Source organism: Neohoeflea coraliihabitans (genome assembly GCF_019334345.1).
GTDB lineage: Bacteria > Pseudomonadota > Alphaproteobacteria > Rhizobiales > Rhizobiaceae > Pseudohoeflea > Pseudohoeflea coraliihabitans.
Genome location: NZ_JAHWQX010000001.1, coordinates 936,068 through 954,323, shown reverse-complemented (window position 1 = coordinate 954,323; position 18,256 = coordinate 936,068). Strand labels below are relative to the sequence as shown.

19 protein-coding genes and 1 pseudogene are annotated in these 18,256 nt (G+C 62.9%); 10 read left to right on the top strand and 10 right to left on the bottom strand.

What is annotated here, in order from left to right; translation table 11 throughout:
* Window positions 1–23: 23 nt before the first annotated feature.
* Window positions 24–305, bottom strand: coding sequence for a BolA family protein (locus KY465_RS04540; RefSeq protein ID WP_219200267.1), 282 nt, complete (start codon window positions 303–305; stop codon window positions 24–26).
* A gap of 175 nt (window positions 306–480) precedes the next feature.
* On the opposite strand from KY465_RS04540, the gene KY465_RS04535 reads away from it, so the two are divergent.
* The 4 genes from KY465_RS04535 to KY465_RS04520 all read left to right on the top strand — a co-directional run bounded on the left by KY465_RS04535 (window position 481) and on the right by KY465_RS04520 (window position 5,155).
* A complete protein-coding gene (locus tag KY465_RS04535) occupies window positions 481–1,110 on the top strand; it encodes a J domain-containing protein (protein WP_219200265.1) in 630 nt (209 codons plus the stop codon).
* Between the two features lie 66 nt (window positions 1,111–1,176).
* On the top strand, window positions 1,177–2,172 hold the full coding sequence (gene cobS / locus KY465_RS04530; protein WP_219200263.1) for a cobaltochelatase subunit CobS: 996 nt from the start codon (window positions 1,177–1,179) through the stop codon (window positions 2,170–2,172).
* Between the two features lie 11 nt (window positions 2,173–2,183).
* On the top strand, window positions 2,184–4,076 hold the full coding sequence (gene cobT / locus KY465_RS04525; RefSeq protein WP_219200261.1) for a cobaltochelatase subunit CobT: 1,893 nt from the start codon (window positions 2,184–2,186) through the stop codon (window positions 4,074–4,076).
* An 86-nt stretch (window positions 4,077–4,162) separates the two neighbouring features.
* Window positions 4,163–5,155 (top strand): esterase-like activity of phytase family protein, encoded by a 993-nt coding sequence (locus KY465_RS04520; protein WP_255561486.1) that lies wholly within the window; start codon window positions 4,163–4,165, stop codon window positions 5,153–5,155.
* A 1-nt stretch (window position 5,156) separates the two neighbouring features.
* Here the strand turns inward: KY465_RS04520 and KY465_RS04515 are convergent, their stop codons facing one another.
* Together KY465_RS04515 and rpmB are read right to left on the bottom strand one after the other, a co-directional pair.
* The gene (locus KY465_RS04515) at window positions 5,157–5,813 is read right to left on the bottom strand and encodes a queuosine precursor transporter (RefSeq protein ID WP_219200260.1); all 657 of its coding nucleotides are present in this window, start codon (window positions 5,811–5,813) and stop codon (window positions 5,157–5,159) included.
* A gap of 126 nt (window positions 5,814–5,939) precedes the next feature.
* Window positions 5,940–6,230, bottom strand: a complete 291-nt coding sequence (gene rpmB / locus KY465_RS04510; protein WP_219200259.1) for a 50S ribosomal protein L28 — start codon at window positions 6,228–6,230, stop codon at window positions 5,940–5,942.
* Window positions 6,231–6,476: 246 nt separating this feature from the next.
* On the opposite strand from rpmB, the gene KY465_RS04505 reads away from it, so the two are divergent.
* Complete coding sequence (locus tag KY465_RS04505; RefSeq protein ID WP_219200258.1) at window positions 6,477–7,310, top strand: DUF3108 domain-containing protein; 834 nt, start codon at window positions 6,477–6,479, stop codon at window positions 7,308–7,310.
* Window positions 7,311–7,351: 41 nt separating this feature from the next.
* Window positions 7,352–8,230 carry an aromatic amino acid exporter YddG gene (yddG, locus tag KY465_RS04500; RefSeq protein ID WP_219200257.1) on the top strand — a complete coding sequence of 293 codons (879 nt, stop codon included), beginning with the start codon at window positions 7,352–7,354 and terminating at the stop codon, window positions 8,228–8,230.
* Here the strand turns inward: yddG and KY465_RS04495 are convergent.
* Window positions 8,227–8,729: pseudogene (locus KY465_RS04495) on the bottom strand (cupin domain-containing protein). The gene yddG and the pseudogene KY465_RS04495 sit on opposite strands and share 4 nt — an antisense overlap.
* 42 nt (window positions 8,730–8,771) lie before the next feature.
* Entirely contained in the window at window positions 8,772–9,542 is a 771-nt protein-coding gene (gloB, locus tag KY465_RS04490) for a hydroxyacylglutathione hydrolase (protein ID WP_219200256.1), read from the bottom strand.
* A 94-nt stretch (window positions 9,543–9,636) separates the two neighbouring features.
* Here gloB and KY465_RS04485 point away from each other — a divergent pair, with 94 nt between their 5' ends.
* The 3 genes from KY465_RS04485 to KY465_RS04475 all read left to right on the top strand — a co-directional run bounded on the left by KY465_RS04485 (window position 9,637) and on the right by KY465_RS04475 (window position 12,557).
* Window positions 9,637–10,383 (top strand): class I SAM-dependent methyltransferase, encoded by a 747-nt coding sequence (locus KY465_RS04485; protein ID WP_219200255.1) that lies wholly within the window; start codon window positions 9,637–9,639, stop codon window positions 10,381–10,383.
* Between the two features lie 150 nt (window positions 10,384–10,533).
* Entirely contained in the window at window positions 10,534–11,634 is a 1,101-nt protein-coding gene (hisC, locus tag KY465_RS04480; protein ID WP_219200254.1) for a histidinol-phosphate transaminase, read from the top strand.
* Window positions 11,634–12,557: a prephenate/arogenate dehydrogenase family protein gene (locus KY465_RS04475; RefSeq protein ID WP_219200253.1), complete on the top strand. Its 924-nt coding sequence runs from the start codon at window positions 11,634–11,636 to the stop codon at window positions 12,555–12,557. Before hisC ends, KY465_RS04475 begins: the two co-directional genes overlap by 1 nt.
* 11 nt (window positions 12,558–12,568) lie before the next feature.
* Here the strand turns inward: KY465_RS04475 and KY465_RS04470 are convergent, their stop codons facing one another.
* The gene (locus KY465_RS04470) at window positions 12,569–13,576 is read right to left on the bottom strand and encodes a DUF2125 domain-containing protein (RefSeq protein ID WP_219200252.1); all 1,008 of its coding nucleotides are present in this window, start codon (window positions 13,574–13,576) and stop codon (window positions 12,569–12,571) included.
* 60 nt (window positions 13,577–13,636) lie between these two features.
* Between KY465_RS04470 and KY465_RS04465 the strand changes: the two genes are divergently transcribed.
* Complete coding sequence (locus KY465_RS04465; RefSeq protein ID WP_219200251.1) at window positions 13,637–14,170, top strand: gamma-glutamylcyclotransferase; 534 nt, start codon at window positions 13,637–13,639, stop codon at window positions 14,168–14,170.
* Here the strand turns inward: KY465_RS04465 and KY465_RS04460 are convergent, their stop codons facing one another.
* The 4 genes from KY465_RS04460 to ftsE form a co-directional block, all read right to left on the bottom strand.
* Window positions 14,171–14,983, bottom strand: a complete 813-nt coding sequence (locus KY465_RS04460) for a lysophospholipid acyltransferase family protein (protein ID WP_219200250.1) — start codon at window positions 14,981–14,983, stop codon at window positions 14,171–14,173.
* Between the two features lie 136 nt (window positions 14,984–15,119).
* The gene (locus tag KY465_RS04455) at window positions 15,120–15,857 is read right to left on the bottom strand and encodes a YdcF family protein (RefSeq protein WP_219200249.1); all 738 of its coding nucleotides are present in this window, start codon (window positions 15,855–15,857) and stop codon (window positions 15,120–15,122) included.
* Window positions 15,858–15,965: 108 nt separating this feature from the next.
* Entirely contained in the window at window positions 15,966–17,114 is a 1,149-nt protein-coding gene (locus KY465_RS04450) for a cell division protein FtsX (RefSeq protein ID WP_255561428.1), read from the bottom strand.
* Window positions 17,107–17,766 (bottom strand): cell division ATP-binding protein FtsE, encoded by a 660-nt coding sequence (gene ftsE / locus KY465_RS04445; protein ID WP_219200248.1) that lies wholly within the window; start codon window positions 17,764–17,766, stop codon window positions 17,107–17,109. Before ftsE ends, KY465_RS04450 begins: the two co-directional genes overlap by 8 nt.
* Window positions 17,767–18,256 lie beyond the last annotated feature (490 nt).

Below are 18,256 nucleotides of genomic sequence, written 5' to 3'. Positions count from 1 at the left end.
GGGGGCGTTGCTTGAGCGGTCGGCTACCAGCGGGTGGCTTCGCCGGCACCGGCCGCCTCCACAGCCAGAGCATGCAGGCCGGCATCGAATTCCGCCTGCAGTGCAGCGTTAACCGCACGGTGCCGGTCGATGCGGCTGCGGCCGGTGAAAGCGGCGCTCTCCAGGCGAACACGGAAATGCGTCTCGCCGCTGCCATCCATGCCCGGCTGGTGTCCGGCGTGAAGGTGACTTTCATCAATCACCTGCAGGCGCAGCGGGGCGAAAGTCTCAGTCAACGCAGCTTCGATGCGGGCTTGGCGGTTCATGGCGATCCGGCTCCGTTCTCATTTTTGACGCAGTGGCCCGTCAAAGCCACTTGCCGCACGGCCTCGGACCCTTCAGAAGACAGGCGCAAGGCGCATACAAATCAGCTACGGGGTGTCAGGATGTTTCGCGCTTGTCAATCTTGTAGAGAGCCCCTCAGAGCACCATAATCGTTGCATGAAACTCGATTCCAAATACTTCGACAGCATCCGGGCACGCAACCGGGCCCGGCGTCAGGCGGAAAACGCGCCACCGGCGGCACCAGTGTGTCAATGGGATGGCTGCGAAGAGAAAGGTGCGCATCGCGCACCGGTCGGGCGGCATGCGGACGGGCAGTATTTCATGTTCTGTTTCGACCACGTTCGCGAATATAACAAGGGATACAATTACTTTTCCGGTTTGTCGGATGGCGAGATCGCGCGCTACCAGAAAGAAGCGCTGACGGGTCACCGGCCGACCTGGGGTATCGGTGTCAACAAGGCAGCCCGCAACGGCCCGCAACCGGGAACGATGCGCTCGGGTTCGGCAGCCTCGCATGCGCGCATGCGCGACCCCTTCGGCTTTTTCGCGGAAACGGAAGCGCGGCGCCCGCAGCCCCGGCAGCGCAAGGTCAAATCTCTGGAAGCGAAAGCCTTCGAAACATTGGGCCTGAGCGAAGAGGCGACGGCTGCGGCGATCAAGAAGCGCTACAAACAGCTGGTGAAGAAGCATCACCCGGATGCCAATGGCGGCGACCGCGGATCGGAAGAACGCTTTCGCTCCGTCATCCAAGCCTATCAATTGCTAAAGCAGTCGGGTTTCTGTTAAGCGAACCGGCGAATGCGAGCTATTTCTGAATGAAGCGGCCGGCACAAAGGCGGGCCTGGAGTTGTGATGAGCAAGATCGATCTCGATATTACAAATCTGCCCGATACGACCGTCAATGTGCGCGAGGCGTTCGGCATTGACGCGGACTTCGACGTGCCCGCCTATACGGAGCGCGATCCGCACGTGCCGGAGCTTGATCCGGACTACCTGTTTGACCGGGCCAACACGCTGGCCATCCTTGCCGGGTTCGCGCATAATCGGCGTGTCATGGTGTCGGGCTATCACGGCACCGGCAAGTCAACACATATCGAGCAGGTTGCGGCGCGCCTTAACTGGCCCTGCGTGCGCGTCAATCTCGACAGCCATGTCAGCCGTATCGATCTGGTCGGCAAGGACGCGATCGTCATCAAGGATGGCCTGCAAGTCACCGAATTCAGGGATGGCATCCTGCCCTGGGCCTATCAGAACAACGTCGCGCTGGTGTTCGATGAGTATGATGCCGGCCGTCCTGATGTGATGTTCGTCATCCAGCGGGTGCTGGAATCGTCCGGGCGTCTGACATTGCTCGACCAGAGCCGGGTGATCCGGCCGCATCCGGCCTTCCGGTTGTTCGCCACGGCCAATACCGTTGGCCTGGGAGACACCACGGGGCTTTATCACGGCACCCAGCAGATCAACCAGGCACAGATGGACCGCTGGTCGATCGTCACCACCCTGAACTATCTGCCGCATGATCACGAGGTCGGCATTGTCCTGTCGAAGGTCAAGGAGTTCGACACCGAAGAGGGGCGGCAGACCGTGTCGCGCATGGTGCGGATTGCCGACATGACGCGCTCCTCGTTCATCAATGGCGACCTTTCGACCGTGATGAGCCCGCGTACGGTGATCACATGGGCCGAGAATGCGCGCATTTTCGGCGATGTGGCGATGGCGTTCCGGCTGACCTTCCTGAACAAGTGCGACGAATTGGAGCGCACGCTCGTGGCGGAGCACTATCAGCGTGCCTTCGGCGAAGAGCTGCGGGAAAGTGCGGCCAATATCGTGCTTGACGCGACGGCCTGACAGGAGCTGCCATGGCTCAACGCGGCGACAATCACAAAGGCAAGGCCAAGGGGCAGACGGATACCGAGCCGTTCAAGCGGGCTCTGACCGGGAGCATGCGCGCCATTTCCGGCGACCATGATCTCGAGGTGGTGTTCAGCGGCGATCGGCCGGGATTGGTCGAGAGCCATGCGCGGCTGCCGGATCTGCCAAAGAAGCCATCTCCAGCCGATGTCGCCGTATCGCGCGGCCTGGGCGATTCCATGGCGCTGCGGCGCGCCTGCCACGACAACCGCATTCATCTGCAGATGGCGCCGCAAGGGGCCGAGGCGCGCGCCGTGTACGATGCGGTCGAGCAGGCGCGGGTCGAAGCGATCGGCGCCAATCGCATGGACGGGGTTGCACGCAACATCACTTCGATGCTCGAGGACAAATACGCGCGGGCGAACTATGCCGGAGTGACGGTGCGCGAGGATGCGCCGCTCGAGGAGGCGGTTGCCCTGATGGTCCGGGAAAGGCTGACCGGCCTGCGGCCGCCGGTCAATTCCGGCCAGGTTGTCGATCTGTGGCGCAATTGGGTGGAGGAGAAGGCCGGCTCGGCGCTCGCTCAACTCTCCGGCGCGATGGAGGATCAGGAGCATTTCGCACGTTCGGTGCGGGATATACTGAGCGCCCTCGACATGGCAGAGGATTACGGCGCTGACGACGAGCTGAACGAGGAAGAACAGGACTCGGACGAGGACCAGCCGCGCAGCCAGGAGCAGGGCGAAGAGGAAAACCAAGAGGAAGCCGGATCGGAATCGGCGCCGGCTGAGGAAAATGAGACCTCGGACGAGCAGAGCGAAGCCGGAGAGATGGACGGCGCCGAAGCTGGCGACGACGATCTCGACGATGACGAGCAGGCCGAAACGCCGGGTGAGACCCGGCGACCGAACCAGCCGTTTGCCGACTTCGCCGAGAAGGTCGACTACAAGGTCTATACCAGCGAATTTGACGAGGAGATCGGCGCCGAGGATTTGTGCGACGAGGCAGAACTCGACCGTCTGCGGGCCTTTCTCGACAAGCAGCTGGCGCATCTGCAGGGCGTGGTCGGACGGCTGGCCAACCGGTTGCAGCGGCGGCTGATGGCGCAGCAGAACCGGGCCTGGGACTTCGATCTCGAGGAGGGCCATCTCGACCCTGCGCGGCTGTCACGGCTGATCATCGATCCGATGCAGCCTCTGTCGTTCAAGATGGAGCGCGATACCAATTTCCGCGACACCATCGTCACGCTGGTGATCGACAATTCCGGCTCCATGCGCGGACGGCCGATCACCGTGGCGGCAACCTGCGGCGATATCCTTGCGCGCACGCTTGAGCGCTGCGGTGTGAAGGTGGAAATCCTTGGCTTTACCACGCGCGCCTGGAAAGGCGGCCATGCGCGGGAGAAATGGCTGGCCAACGGCAAGCCGGCTTCGCCCGGAAGGCTCAACGATCTGCGTCACATCATCTACAAGTCGGCGGACGCGCCGTGGCGGCGGTCGCGGCGCAATCTCGGGCTGATGATGCGCGAGGGGCTGCTCAAGGAAAACATCGATGGCGAGGCCCTGATCTGGGCGCATCAGCGGCTGCTGCGCCGGCCAGAGCAGCGCCGCATCCTGATGATGATCTCTGATGGTGCGCCGGTGGATGATTCAACCCTGTCGGTCAATTCCGGTAATTATCTCGAACGGCATCTGCGCGCCGTGATCGAAGAGATCGAGACACGCTCATCGGTGGAATTGCTGGCGATCGGCATCGGACATGACGTAACGCGCTACTACCGGCGCGCGGTCACGATTGTCGATGCGGAAGAGCTGGCCGGTGCGATGACCGAGCAGCTTGCTGAACTGTTTGCCGACGAGGCGTCCGATGCCGTCGCCAACGGCCGCCGGCAGTCGGCGTGAGCGCGGTCGGGTTGAGGCGCAAGGCCAAAGCCGGCGGTGCTAGGGAACATGCCGTGGGTCGCCTTGTTGGCGCGCTGGCGTTCGTCCTGACGGCGACGACGACGGCGACGGTGGCGGCGACGGCGGCGGGGGCGCAAGAACAGCCGGTTACGGTCACGGCGCGCCCGATCGACGCCTTCCAAATCGGCTCCACTGAAACGCGTTTCGGTGATCTCGAATTTGTCGGCGGCCTGGAACTGACCGGCTCAAGCCGCCTGCTCGGGGCGATGTCGGCAATCCGGCTTGAAGAGGACCGCTCACGGTTTCTCGGGGTGATGGATACCGGGCACTGGTTCAAAGGGCGCATCGTCCGGGATGAGGCCGGCGTGGCGCAGGGCATCGAGGACTTCACAATCACGCCAATGCGCACGCGCGGCGGCGATCGCTCGTCTGCCAAATGGATGGTGGATGCCGAGGGACTGGCGGTCCGCGAGGACGCGGTGCTGGTCGGTTTCGAGCGGGACCATCGCATCGACCTTTACCCGCTGGCAGATCCGGTGGCGGCATCGCCCATGGGGTCGGCGCCGATCCTCATTCCGCGGCATGAATTGCGTTCCAATCGCGGACTGGAAACCGTTGCCGTGGCGCCGCAGGACAGCCCGTTGGCCGGGGCCACAGTGGCCGTCTCGGAGCGTTCCATCAATGGTGACGGGGACATCTTTGCGGCTGTGCTCGATGGGCCGCACAAGGGCGTGTTCTTCGTGCGCCGACAGCCGCCATTCGATGTGACCGACGGCGCCTTCTTGCCGAATGGCGATCTGGTGCTTCTGGAGCGGCGCTTTTCCATCTCCGGCGGCATCGGCATGCGGCTCAGACGGATTGCCGGCGAAACGATCCGGAGCGGCGCGAGAGTTGACGGCTCGGTATTGCTGGATGCCGATTTCGGCCATCAGATCGACAATATGGAAGGCCTCGATGTCAGCGTCGATGCGACCGGGAATGTCTATCTGACGCTGGTATCGGACGATAATCACTCGATATTGCAGCGCAATCTGCTTCTGGAATTCCGCCTCCTGGCCGATGAGGCAGGCGCCAAGTAAATCAAACCGGTCCGTTCGAGGCCGCCAGGGCAGGGCGCTCGCTCACAAGGCTGCGCAGCGCCCTGTAAGGCGCCAGCAGAAGCAGCGCAACGGCCATCTTGACGATGAAGTCGCCGGCCGCGAGGGATGTCCAGAGCGGCACGTCGGCGCCGACCGACAGAAACGGCACCGGGAAGGGCAGCGAACCGTCCGGCAGTCCGAAAACGGTGTCGAACAGCGTAAAGGGCGCGGCGAACGCGATGCCGAAGAACAGCACCGTGTCGATCAGGGACCCAATCAGCGAGGAAATCAGCGGCGCCTTCCACCAGGTGGCGCGACGCATGCGGTCAAAGATCGACACGTCGAGGAACTGAGCAAGAAGAAATGCGGTTCCCGAGGCGATGGCAATGCGCGGCGTGGCCAGCCAGATAGAAAGCAGGATGGCAAACAGGAAGCCGATGGCGACCACCGTCCGGGCCGCCTTGGGGCCGAAGCGGCGGTTGGTCAGATCGGTGACCAGAAAGGCAACGGGATAGGTGAAAGCGCCCCAGGTCAGGATTTCGGAGAGGTCGACGATGCCGAGCCGGGCGTCGACCGGAAACTGAACAAGGTAATTGGAGGCCACGATGACCGCGATCATGGCGCCCATGAAGGGCAGATACGATTTCTCGATACGCATTTTTTTATCCTGGGTGATGCCACCAGTTGATCCATGTGCCGGTCCCGAAAGCAAACCGGCACGGTGAAAATGACAAAACGAGCCTAAACGGCTCGATCTATTCGTCGCAATGCAGTGGGAGAGGCCTTAAGCGGCTTCTGCCACCTTCTTGGAAATCTGCCGCTTGAGCAGGCGGGCCCGCATCGACAATTCCTTCTCGCTGGCCTTGGCCAGGAAAGCGTCGAGACCACCGCGATGTTCGACCGTGCGCAGCGCCGACGCGGAGACGCGCAGGCGGAAGCTCTGGCCAAGAGCATCGGAGATCAGGGTGACATTGCACAGGTTCGGCAGGAACCGGCGACGGGTCTTGTTGTTGGCGTGGCTGACGTTGTTTCCGGTCAGCACGGCCTTGCCGGTCAATTCACAGCAACGGGACATGTTCGCACCTATGGTTCTACGCCTTGATCAACGGCTGCGCCCTGATGCGGCGCGCCCGGATGACTTCAGGCCATTCTTGGAAAGTCGGGTGTCTATAGTCATTGTGCCGGAACGCGTCAAGCCAAAAGCCGCCCGCGCCATGCAGAGCGCGTCTTCAGCCGGGCGGGCGTGGAAAAGCCGCAATCAAATGGCAGTGGCGACGTGTGGAGGCGATCGCCGCACCGCCGGATCGCAGAGGAGACAGAGATGATGTCACATAAGCAGCCGAAGGCGTGTTTGCAGAGGGTGCGGGCATCAAGGCAGCCGGCGCTCGGGCTGTTGGCGGCGGCGAGCCTGATCGTTGCGGTGATGGCACCGGCGGCGGTCCGCCAGGTGCAGGCGTCGGAAAGCTACACCTCGGCCTATTCGGTCAGTTTCATCGGCATCCCGGTGGCTACTTTGAATTTTTCCGTTCGCATCGATGGAAAGGCTTTCGAGATATCGGGCGACATGGCGACGACATTTCTTGCGGACATGCTCGATCCGACCCGCGGCAACGTGCGTTCCGAAGGACAGATCGTCGATGGACGATTCAAGGCTACGCGATTCGAGGTGCGCTACCAGAGCGGCAGCGAGCCGTACCGGGCGACGATGTCTCTGCGGAACGGCAATGTGCGCTCAACGACGGTAGAGCCGAAGAAGAAGCGCTCGGGGGACTGGGTTCCGGTGTCGAAAGCCGACATGCGGTCGATTGTCGACCCGCTGACCAGCCTCATCTTTGCGAAAGGAAACACGCCGTGCCCGGCGACCGTGCCGGTTTTTGACGGGGTATCCCGCTTCGACCTGAAGCTGACCCCCAAAGGCAAGCGTCCCTTCCGGACCGAGGGATATGCCGGGGACACCACGGTTTGCGCCGTGCGCTTTACGCCGAAAAGCGGGTACCGCAAGTCCAGTTCGTCGATCGAAGCCATGCGCCGGCAATCGGGCATGGAAGTGTGGTTCGCCCGGCATCCGCAGGGGGGCTACATGGCGCCGGTCTATGCCAAGGTGCCGACGAAATATGGCAATGTGATCATTGCGGCGCGCAAATTTGGAAGCTAGACGGACCTCTTGACGGGCGCAAGAGAGGACGATTCGGACAGATGTTTGCCACGCTCGTCGGTTTTTCAGCGGTTCTGATGTGGGCGCTGCTGGCGCTTTTTACCGCCGCATCAGGGCAGGTGCCGCCCTTGCAGCTCAGCGCCATGTGCTTTGCAATCGGCGGTATGATCGGCCTTCTCGCCATGGCACGGCAGCCGGAGCGGTTTAGAGCCCTGAGGCAGCCGGCCGCGGTCTGGGGTCTCGGGGTCGGCGGGCTGTTCGGCTACCACTTTCTCTATTTCACCGCCCTGCGCAATGCGCCGGCGGTCGAGGCCGGGTTGATCGCCTATCTCTGGCCGCTGCTGATTGTCGTCGGGTCCGCTCTGCTGCCCGGCGAGCGGCTCGGATGGCATCACGTGGTCGGGGCATTGATGGGGCTGGGAGGAACGGCCCTGATCCTGACGGGCGGCTCGGCCGGCGGCACGTATGGCGGCGGCTCGGCGCTCGGCTACGGTGCGGCCTTGTTGTGCGCGTTCACCTGGGCCGGCTATTCCCTGTTGTCGCGGCGTTTCGGCGCGGTACCGAGCGATGTGGTCACCGGTTTCTGCCTGGCGACGGCAGCATTGTCAGCGCTGGCGCATCTGTGGCTGGAAAGCACCGTCTGGCCGGCCTCGGCAAGTGAATGGCTGGCGGTTGTCGGGCTCGGACTTGGCCCGGTCGGTGCAGCCTTCTATGCGTGGGATTTCGGCGTCAAGCATGGCGATATCCAGGTGCTCGGGGCGTCGAGCTATCTGGCGCCGCTCCTATCGACGCTGGTTCTGATCGGCTTCGGCTTCGCCGCGCCGACCTTCGCAATCCTGACCGCCTGTCTGCTGATCACCGGTGGGGCGGCGCTGGCGGCTAAATCGCTGCTGACCGGACGCCGGGGTCCTGATCCTTAGCCGCGTGCCGCCGGCCAGCCGGGCGGCACCCAGCCCTGCGGCGCCATTTCAAAATGTGAGAACAGAAATCCCGGCGCGACGGTGCAGCCGACAAGCGACCAGTCACCGAGCGGTTCGGCCGCCTGCCACCATCCCGGCGGAATGACGATCTGTGGCCGGGCGCCGTCGGCGATGGCTGTGCCGAGAACATGCTCGCCTGGCGCCGCCGGATACTCGTTGTCTGTGCCCGGTTCATCCGGCCCCGATGCGGGAGCCATGGAAAGCCTGAGCGGACCACCGGCATGAAAATGCCAGATCTCGGCGGCGTCGCGCACGCGGTGCCAGTGGGACCGCTCGCCGGATTCGAGCAGATAGTAGATGGCGGTGCAGTGGCCGCGCGAGGCGATTTCGGAGGATGCGGCAGGCGGGGGCCGGCCGGATCGCGGAAGGTTTCGACATAGTGGCCGCCCTCGGGATGCGGGCGCATGCCAAGCGCCTTGATGAGCCCGGCCGGAGTCAGGCCATCATGGCCTGCTGGTGATTTGCGCGCCGCCTCGGGCATTCAGAACGAATCCTTGCGGCGGCGCAGTTCGGTGAAGACCTCAAGGTCGGTCGCATCCTGCATCGCCAGGCCGGCGCGAATTTTCGGATCGTCGACGCGCAGGAACGGGTTTGTTCTTTTCTCATAGCCGAGGGCGGTCGGCAGCGTCGGCACATCGTTCTCGCGCATCTCTACGATGCGCTCATAGCGGTCGGTCAATGCGGGATTTTCCGGGTCGACGCTGATCGCGAAGCGGGCATTGGCGAGCGTGTATTCATGGCCGCAGTAAATCGTCGTGTCGTCGGGCAGGGCCATCAGCTTCTGCAGGGAGCTCCACATGTCGGCGGGCGTGCCTTCGAACAGGCGGCCACAGCCGAGAGCGAACAGCGTGTCGCCGGCAAACAGCAGCTTTTCCGAGGGAATATGATAGCAAATGTGTCCCAGCGTATGGCCCGGGGTGTGGAAGATCTCGACCTGCCGCCCGGAAAAAGTGAAGCTGTCGCCTTCGCCATAGGTCTCGTCCAGACCGGCGATGCGTCCGGCTTCCGGCTCCGGACCGACCACTTTCGGGTCAAGCTTCTGGCGGATCAGCGGAATACCCTCGACGTGGTCAGGGTGATGGTGGGTGATCCACAGATCGGTCAGGTCCCAGCCGGTCGTCTCGACCATGCGCAAGACGGCGGTGCCATCGGGCGCATCGATTGCTGCCGTGTCGCCGGTCATCGGGTCGTGAACAAGCACGCCGTAATTGTCCTGCCGGCAGGCAAACTGTTCGATGATCAACGTACTCATGGCTTCATTCCCCCCTTTGGCTCGGCGGAGTCTAGCGGCGGAAATGGCCTCCGTCACCCTTGCCGCTGTGGGTGGGCGGGTCTAGGTTCCCGGAATGCACACCGATATTGTTGATTTGCGGGCATTCTACCACTCACGGCTCGGCCAGCAGGCGGCGCAGGCAATCAGCATGGCATTGAGCACTTTATGGGCCAATCTGCCGGGCGAACGTCTGGTCGGCATGGGGTATGCGGTGCCTTATCTCGATCGGTTCGGGCCTGATGCGGAGCGGGTTTTCGCCTTCATGCCGGCCGGCCAGGGGGCGGTAAACTGGCCGTCCAGCACAGCCTCGGCGGCGATCCTGTGTTTTGACGAGGAATTGCCGCTGCCGGATGCCTCGATCGACCGGGTGCTGATGGTGCATTCGCTTGAATTTGCCGAGGATGCGCGCGAGACCCTCAAGGAGGTATGGCGGGTGCTGGCTCCCGGTGGGCGGTTGATCGTTGTCGCGCCGAACCGACGCGGCGTTTGGGCGCGCTTCGAACATACGCCCTTCGGTGCGGGGCGACCCTATTCTCGCGGCCAGATGACGCGGCTGCTGCGCGAGACGAACTTCACGCCGGGCGGCCTTGCCGAGGCCCTGTTCTTCCCGCCGAGCCGGTTGCCGGCCATCAGCCGCCTGCGCATGGGGCTGGAGCGGATCGGGCGGCGCCTGTGGCCGGCGTTTTCGGGCGTGATCATCGTTGAGGCTCAGAAGCGACTGTATCAGGGACTGCCGATCGCGGCCCGGTCCTCGCGGCGGGTGTTCGTGCCGGTGTTGTCGCCGCAGCCGACTCGGGTGCGTCAGCCTGGCGGTTCCTGACACCCCATTGCAAAGCCAGAGGACCGCGCAAGGTGCGGGTCGCCATCCGGTACGGACCATCGGCCCGCGCCGCCCCTTGCCGCAGCACTCGACAATTCCGGCGTGAAGGGCTATGCCGCCGGGCATTCAGGCCACCAGGACTTTGCAGCCATGACACGCCCCGACCGCCCCCAACCCAATCCCGGCATCATGGATATCGCCGCCTATGTGCCAGGGCGTGAAAGCGCGCCCGGCGTGGCGAAAATCTACAAGCTGTCGTCGAACGAAACGCCGCTTGGTCCGAGCCCCGCAGTGGCGGAAGCGGTTGCTTCGGCGGCAGCGCATCTGGAATTATATCCGGACGGGTCGGCGCAGCAATTGCGACAAGCCATTGGACGCGCGCACGGGCTCAACCCCGAGCGCATCCTGTGCGCAAACGGATCGGACGAACTGCTCGGGCTGTTGTGCCAGACCTATCTGTCACCCGGCTCGGAAGGCATTTTCACCGAACACGGCTTTCTCGTCTATCGCATCCAGATCACGGCTGCCGGCGCTGTGCCGGTGGTGGTCCCGGAAAGCAATCTGACGGCGGATGTCGATGCGATCCTCGCGGCGGTGACGGAGCGCACCAAGCTGGTGTTTCTCGCCAATCCGAACAATCCGACGGGCACATATCTGCCATTTTCGGAGATCAGGAGACTGCAATCCGGACTGCCGAAGGATGTGCTGCTGGTGCTCGATGCTGCCTATGCGGAATACGTGCGCCGCAACGACTATGAGGCCGGTATCGAGCTCGTGGCGAGCAGCGAGAATGTGGTCATGACGCGAACATTCTCGAAAATCCACGGCCTGGCCGGGCTCCGGATCGGCTGGATGTATGCCCCGGAGGCGGTGCTTGCCGCCGTCAACCGGGTGCGCGGACCCTTCAACGTCAATGCGCTCGCAATTGCGGCCGGAAGTGCGGCGATCGGCGACAGGGCGCATGTCGAGCGCGCGGTGGCGCACAACGAGGTCTGGCTGCCCCGTCTAAGGGGTGCATTTGAAGAGATCGGTCTCAAAGTCACGCCCTCGGTGGCCAATTTCCTGTTGATCCATTTTCCAGAGACCGAGGGCAAGACCGCCGCCGAGGCGGATAAATTTCTGACAGGGCAGGGACTGATTCTGCGTCGCGTCAGCGGCTACGGACTGCCGCATGCTCTTCGCATGACAGTTGGAAGCGAGGAGGCCAATCGCCGCGTTATTGCAGCGCTCAGCGCCTTCATGGAGGCATGATGGCGACCCCGATTTATGACAGGATCGCGTTGATCGGCATCGGTCTGATCGGCTCGTCGCTGGCGCGCGTGATCCGCGAAAAGGGACTTGGCAACGAGATCTCGATTGCCACGCGCAGCGCGGAGACATTGGATGAAGCGCGTCGACTGGGGCTGGGCGACAGCTATTCGACGGCGGCGGCCGAAGCGGTGCGCGATGCTGACCTGGTGATCGTTTCGGTTCCCGTCGGCGCCTCGGAAAGCGTCGCCAAAGAGATTTCGGGGGCGCTGAAGAGCGGCGCCACGGTCACCGATGTCGGCTCGACCAAGGCGTCGGTGGTGCGGCAAATGGCGCCGCATCTGCCGGCCGACGTTCACTTCGTGCCGGGGCATCCGATTGCCGGTACCGAGCAGTCAGGACCGTCCGCCGGTTTCAGCACGCTGTTTGAGGGGCGCTGGTGCATTCTCACTCCCGAACCGGGTGTCGAGCCTGACGCGGTGGCACGCCTGACCCGTTTCTGGGAGGCGTGCGGCTCGACCGTCGAGCAGATGGACAAGGATCATCACGACATGGTGTTGGCGATCGTCTCGCACTTGCCGCACATCATCGCCTACAACATCGTCGGCACCGCCGATGATCTGGAAACGGTTACCAAATCCGAGGTGATCAAATATTCGGCGTCCGGTTTTCGCGACTTTACGCGACTGGCGGCGTCCGATCCGATCATGTGGCGCGACGTCTGCCTGCATAACAAGGATGCCATCCTCGAGATGCTGGCGCGGTTCTCCGAGGATCTGTCATCTCTGCAGCGCGCGATCCGCTGGGGCGACGGTGACAAGCTGTTCGACATTTTCAGCCACACGCGCAGCATTCGCCGTTCGATCGTCGAGGCCGGGCAGGATATTTCGGCCCCGGATTTCGGCCGGATCGGCAAGAAGGACTGACCGGCTGTCGGTCAGAGCGCCGGCACCGTTCCGAGATTGAGAAATCCGATCGAGGCATTGCCGTCACGCAGGGTGAGAGGAACGGTGATGGTGTCGGAGCCATCACCGGGCTCCGTGTCTAACGCCGTGACCAGACCGCCGTAGCGGTTGATGTCTTCAGCCAGTTCCGGCCGCAGTACCGCGATGGCCTGCAGCACCGCCGCCGGTTGTTCGAGGCGCAGCTGCAAGTCGCCGCTGGCGCGCCCCTGTCGATCGATCGAGACGATGCCAGAAAGTGAAGCGGCTCCGCCCCCGTCCAGTTCCGAGCGCAAGCCGTGCAGATGAATTGTCTTGCCGCGCAGATCCGGCTCTTCGCCGTGCAGAAAGGATGCTGAATTTTCGACCGTGGCCTCCAAATTGATACGGCGGGCATTGAGTGCGAGCGGTGAAGTGAAACCGTCGGCGGTGATGACGACGTCGAGATCGCCTTCATTGGCTCGCGCATGCGCGGTGACGCGTTCTGCCGTTGCGTCGAGGCGCACCGGAAATGCCGGGCTGTCGCCACTCAAGCTGATATTGACGCCCTCGGCGGAAGCGCGATTCACCCCATTGCCAGAGAGCACTGTGCTCATGTGCAGGAGCTGCCAGTCGAGTACCAGGTCCAGGCCGGCCGTGCCCTTGATCGTCAGCGGACCGTCGATCTCACTGACGATGTGGCGCGGATTGTACACCTGCGCCAGAGAGCGCACCGGGCCGGCGGAGACGGTCGTCGCGGATTCTTCGAATTCGACCGCCACACCGTTGCAAAACAGGCCAAGCCGGAAGGGAAAACCGCGCACTTCGGCATTGTCGCAGCGCGGCGAAATACCTTCGCTTTGCGCCTGTGCAAAAAAGTCCGGCAGGCTGTTTTCGATGCGCGCGGCGATGAAGAACCAGGCACCGACATAGAGTACGACGGCGACAAGGACGACGACCCCAAGCCAGGCAATCTTCCGCGCGGCCGACGGTTTGCGGGTTGCGTCGCGTCGCTGATCGGGCATTGTGCACTCCGTTGTGATGCGCGCGGCTGGTGCCGGGCTGGCTACTGTTTGAATGGTGATATGGCGGATTTATGGGTCTTTGGCTACGGATCGCTGATGTGGCGACCGGGCTTTGTCTACACCGACGCCTCGCGGGCGCGGCTGAACGGATTTCACCGTTCCCTCTGCGTGTTGTCGCATGTGCATCGCGGTACGGTCGACCACCCCGGCCTGGTGCTGGGGCTCGATCGCGGCGGTTCATGTGTCGGTCTGGCATTTCGCGTGGCGGGTGACGAGCGCGAAACGGTGCTTGCCTATCTGCGTGAGCGTGAGTTGGTGACCCATGTCTACAAGGAGACGGTGCGTAACATCCAGCTCGCAAACGGCGAAGCGGTACAAGCGGTCGCCTTCGTGGTCGACCGCATGCACCACCAATATGCCGGTCGGTTGCCCGTACCGCAGGCGGCGCAAATGATCGTCGGGGCGCAGGGCATGTCGGGACCGAATTCAGATTATGTGATCAACACGGTCGAGCATCTGAAAGGTCTCGGCATACGCGATCGCAGCCTGGAATCGCTGGCGCGACTGCTTGAGGCAGCGCCCGGTTCGCCTTGATCAGGGCTGCGTCGTTCCGCTTTCTTTTGCGGCTGCTTCGAGTGAAGCGACCTTCTGGCGGGCGAGCGGGGTAAGCGGAACCTGCGGATTGGCGCGCACGGTTTCCAGCAAAAGCGCGTCGCTGGCGGTCTCCATCCCGCTGATCAGCCTTGCAAAGAAGACATCCGGGTCGAGCCCTGGCTGAATGGCCGGCAAGATGCGCACCTTGAAATGACCGGGATAGCGCATGGATTTGCGGCGTGGCCAAAACAGGCCCGGATGCATGACGCAGGGCACGACTGGAACGCGCAGGTCGCGGTACAGCCTGGCAATGCCATAGCGATAGCTTGGTTCGGCGCCAACCGGGCGGCGGGTCCCTTCCGGATAGATGATCAGCTGCCGGCCGGCTTCCATTTCGGCGCGGGTGCGATTGACCGCATGCTTCATCACCTTGCCCCGGGCGCCGCGATCAATCGGGATCATTCTCATCTTGGTGATGTATTGCCCGAACAGCGGGATCCAGGTCAGTTCGCGCTTGAGAATGATCACGCCATCCTCGATCCAGGGCAGCAGCGCATAGGCATCCCAAAAGGACTGGTGCTTTGCGGCGAAAATGAATCCGCCTTCTTTCGGCAGGTTTTCCAACCCCTCGATCTCAAAGGTCGTGCCGACGATTTTTTCGAGCAGGCGGTGGTTGGACATCGCCCATTCCTTTGGCACCCGCCAGGCCTTCTTGCGCTCGGCGAGGAAGTAATAGGGACTGAAAATGATCATCCGCAGTATGAGATTGAGATAAAAGGCGATGTTGAAGATGATCGAGCGCAGAACAATCATGTATGGCGGGGTCCCCGTTTTGCACCTCTTAGCGCCTTGGCGGCGAAGAAGAGCACTCCGGCACTTAGCGTCAGGGTCAGGTTTCGGTCAATCGTGATCCGTGCCGATATCCTTGGCTCTCACACCTTGGGGCACATCATTGGGGCCTGAGCAGAGAGGCGGTAACAGCCGGCCCGGCCTCAGGAAGATCGGCACGCAGTCCATCGCCGGCGACCGCTCCGGTCAGGCTGCGCAGTTGCGCCAAGGCGTATTTGAAATATTCCGTCAGGAGGGTCTGGATGGCCATCGGATCGGAAATCCAATCCTCGGTCCGCAAGTCGGTGTGGCTGACAGGATAGCCGGTGAACTCGACCTCCGGGCTGACGGCTGCAAGCTCGAGCAGGCTGCGCGGCATGTGATAGTTGTTGGTGACCACGAGAACACGGCGGTACCCGTTCTTGCGGATCCAGTTGGCGGCTTCATTGGCATTGCCGATGGTGTCGATGGCCTGATAGCCGATATCGACACAACAATCGAAGAGACGTTCGCTGGCCCCGGTGGCCTTCTTGATGGCGGCGCCTGAGGTGGCCGGATTGACGCCGCTGATCAGCAGCCGTTGCCCGACGCCATCTTCAAGCAGTTCCAGAGCCTTGTCGATGCGTTGATAGCCTCCCGTCAGCGCGACGATCGCTTCATTGGAGGTGATATCGACCGGCAGAGGCAGATGGGCGACGCGCTCGGTGAAACGGAAGAAACCGACCATGGTGGCGAGCAGCAGCGCGGCGAGAAGCGCGATGAGAACGAACAAGGTATATCGACCGCCGCGACGCAGGCGACGCGCAGGGCCTGTCGATGTCCGCGGCAAGGGCGGCTCATGAACAGTCTCATAGCTCATTTAATGAAACTAACCTGAGAATCGGGCAAGTACCAGTCAGATTTCCGGCTGAAAAGAGGCAATCACCGGTGTTAACCCCCGCTTTCCGAGGGGGAATCGCGGCGCCGGTCAGGAAATTCCGACAAGGGATGGATCGGCGCGAAGGCGGTCGATCTCACGCACGGCGCGCATGACGGTGTAGCGTGATGTCAGCGTGGTCATGGCTGCAATGATCAGAATAACCAGCGCAATACCGAGATACCCGCCAGCCGGCAGCAGAAACTGCCCGAACAGGGCCGTAGCCTGATCGTTGAGCGGTGTGGCGCGCGTGAAGGTCTGCCAGATGGCGAGGGCGGCGAAAAGCAGGGTGGCTGCCCCGCCGCCGATGGCTGCGCCCTTCAGCCCGATCAAAAAGAAGCGGCGCTGGAACTGACCGGCGATAAAGCCGGTCTCGGCGCCGACGAAATGCAGCACTTCGATGATGTGCCGATTGCCGGCCATGACGCCACGGGTGGCGAAAATCACCGTCAGGGCGGTGGCCGCAAGCATCAATCCGAGGATCAGAAAGCCGAACAGGCTCATGGTGCGCGCCATCGCCACCAGACGGTCGGTCCAGGTGCGGTGATCGTCCAGCACCGCCTCGGGCACGGTGTCCGCGAGGACCTGGCGCAGGCGCTCATAATCGGGCGCCGTCTCTCCGCCGACCGACAGGATGACAAGCCGCGGCACCGGCAGCGTGTCGATGTCGAAACCGTCACCGAGCCATGGCGCAAGAAGGCGCTCGGTCGCCGCCCGATCGACGATAGTGGCCGTTGTGACACCGGGCACGGCCATCACCGCCGAGCGCACCTGTTGCAGTGCGGCGTCCATATCCAGGCCCTCGGCCGGCTTGATCTGGATCGTGACCTCGCGTGAAATCTGGCTCTGCCAGCTCTCGGCCGTGGCGACAACCATGGTCGTGATGCCGACCGTCAGGCACGACAGAAACGACATGATGGCGATGACGAGGATCAGGGCGCGACCGGAGATGTTGCCCGCCGGGACGATCGGCGCTGTCGGCCGCAGAACGACCGGACGCTGCCGCTGTTCGGAGGATTGGCTGTCAGGCGCGGAAGGGGGCACGCGTCCGTCCCCGGAACCGGCGGTGCCGCCAGCGGCATGACTGTCGCCCGGCTCATCGCGGTTGCCGTCGCGGATCTGAGCTATGGTCCTGGCGCGCTGGCGCCCGCCACGACCGGGCCCTGCCGCCGGGAGTGGGGATGTCGGGCGGTCAGTCATAGACTTCCAGCCGTCCGTCAGCGAGAATCATGCGGCGTGCCTCGAAGCGGTCCATCAGGCTGAGATCGTGCGTGGCAATAACGACGGCGGTGCCAAGACGGTTCAGTTGAACGAGCAGACTGAGGATGCGCCGCGCCATCGGCGGATCGACATTGCCGGTCGGTTCATCGGCCAATAGAAGCTGGGGCTGGTCGATCAGCGCACGCGCAATGGCAACGCGCTGCTTCTCACCGCCCGACAGGACCGGCGGCAGGACATTGATGCGCTCCCCAAGGCCGACCCAGCGCAGCAACTCGATGACATCGTTGCGGTAGCTTGCCTCTTCCTTGCCGCGCACGCGAAGCGGCAGAGCAACGTTTTCATAGGTCGTCAGGTGATCGAGCAGACGAAAATCCTGAAACACGATGCCGATTCGGCGGCGCAGGAGCGGCAGCTCCTCCTTGCCGATGGTCGAAATGTCGCGGCCGAATGTGCGGACAAGGCCGCGTGTCGGCTGCAGCGACATGAACAACAGACGCATCAGGGTGGTCTTGCCTGCACCCGACGGTCCGGTGAGGAACTGGAAGGATTCCTTCGGAATATCGAACGTCAGGTCGCGCAGGACTTCCGGTCCCATCCCGTAGCGCAAACCGACATTCTCGAAGTGAATCACCTTGTCTTCTCTCCCGGCCTATCGGTTATCGGAGTGCGACTGTGCGGCAGTCGCCGGCCATACCCGATGCTGCCGCCATTTGCCAACCGGCAACTTGCTGCGTGCCACGGCCGGCAGTGCGCGACCAGCAGAAGCCGGCACCCTCTTACCCTATGGTTAATGGCAGGTAAATTCGGGCAGCAAAAGGGCGATGGGGACGGGCATGTTTGCCAAGCGTTAACCTCTTGGCTTTACGTTTTCGAAAGGTTTGCCTCGGCAAGGACATGGAGAGCGACATGCGCGGTGCGTCCGCCACAAGCTATAGCGCAGCGCGTCAAAGGGGCGGCCAAGAGCCGGAATATGAGCTGCTGCGGCCGGAAAGAAGACGGTCCGAGCGCGGCGGCGCAGGGCCACGTCACCTGGTTGAGGACGCGGAGTTCGAAACCATTTCATCCGGTCAGGATAACTCGGTCCCGCCAGTGTTGGTGGAACCGATGCGGCAGACAGGCCC

Excerpts from the sequence above, each read along its gene's own strand:
- KY465_RS04540 (WP_219200267.1), bottom strand. The coding sequence starts at position 305 with ATGAACCGCCAAGCCCGCATCGAAGCTGCGTTGACTGAGACTTTCGCC.
- KY465_RS04535 (WP_219200265.1), top strand. The coding sequence starts at position 481 with ATGAAACTCGATTCCAAATACTTCGACAGCATCCGGGCACGCAACCGG.
- cobS (WP_219200263.1), top strand. The coding sequence starts at position 1,177 with ATGAGCAAGATCGATCTCGATATTACAAATCTGCCCGATACGACCGTC.
- cobT (WP_219200261.1), top strand. The coding sequence starts at position 2,184 with ATGGCTCAACGCGGCGACAATCACAAAGGCAAGGCCAAGGGGCAGACG.
- KY465_RS04515 (WP_219200260.1), bottom strand. The coding sequence starts at position 5,813 with ATGCGTATCGAGAAATCGTATCTGCCCTTCATGGGCGCCATGATCGCG.
- rpmB (WP_219200259.1), bottom strand. The coding sequence starts at position 6,230 with ATGTCCCGTTGCTGTGAATTGACCGGCAAGGCCGTGCTGACCGGAAAC.
- KY465_RS04505 (WP_219200258.1), top strand. The coding sequence starts at position 6,477 with ATGATGTCACATAAGCAGCCGAAGGCGTGTTTGCAGAGGGTGCGGGCA.
- yddG (WP_219200257.1), top strand. The coding sequence starts at position 7,352 with ATGTTTGCCACGCTCGTCGGTTTTTCAGCGGTTCTGATGTGGGCGCTG.
- gloB (WP_219200256.1), bottom strand. The coding sequence starts at position 9,542 with ATGAGTACGTTGATCATCGAACAGTTTGCCTGCCGGCAGGACAATTAC.
- KY465_RS04485 (WP_219200255.1), top strand. The coding sequence starts at position 9,637 with ATGCACACCGATATTGTTGATTTGCGGGCATTCTACCACTCACGGCTC.
- hisC (WP_219200254.1), top strand. The coding sequence starts at position 10,534 with ATGACACGCCCCGACCGCCCCCAACCCAATCCCGGCATCATGGATATC.
- KY465_RS04475 (WP_219200253.1), top strand. The coding sequence starts at position 11,634 with ATGGCGACCCCGATTTATGACAGGATCGCGTTGATCGGCATCGGTCTG.
- KY465_RS04470 (WP_219200252.1), bottom strand. The coding sequence starts at position 13,576 with ATGCCCGATCAGCGACGCGACGCAACCCGCAAACCGTCGGCCGCGCGG.
- KY465_RS04465 (WP_219200251.1), top strand. The coding sequence starts at position 13,637 with ATGGCGGATTTATGGGTCTTTGGCTACGGATCGCTGATGTGGCGACCG.
- KY465_RS04460 (WP_219200250.1), bottom strand. The coding sequence starts at position 14,983 with ATGATTGTTCTGCGCTCGATCATCTTCAACATCGCCTTTTATCTCAAT.
- KY465_RS04455 (WP_219200249.1), bottom strand. The coding sequence starts at position 15,857 with ATGAGCTATGAGACTGTTCATGAGCCGCCCTTGCCGCGGACATCGACA.
- KY465_RS04450 (WP_255561428.1), bottom strand. The coding sequence starts at position 17,114 with ATGACTGACCGCCCGACATCCCCACTCCCGGCGGCAGGGCCCGGTCGT.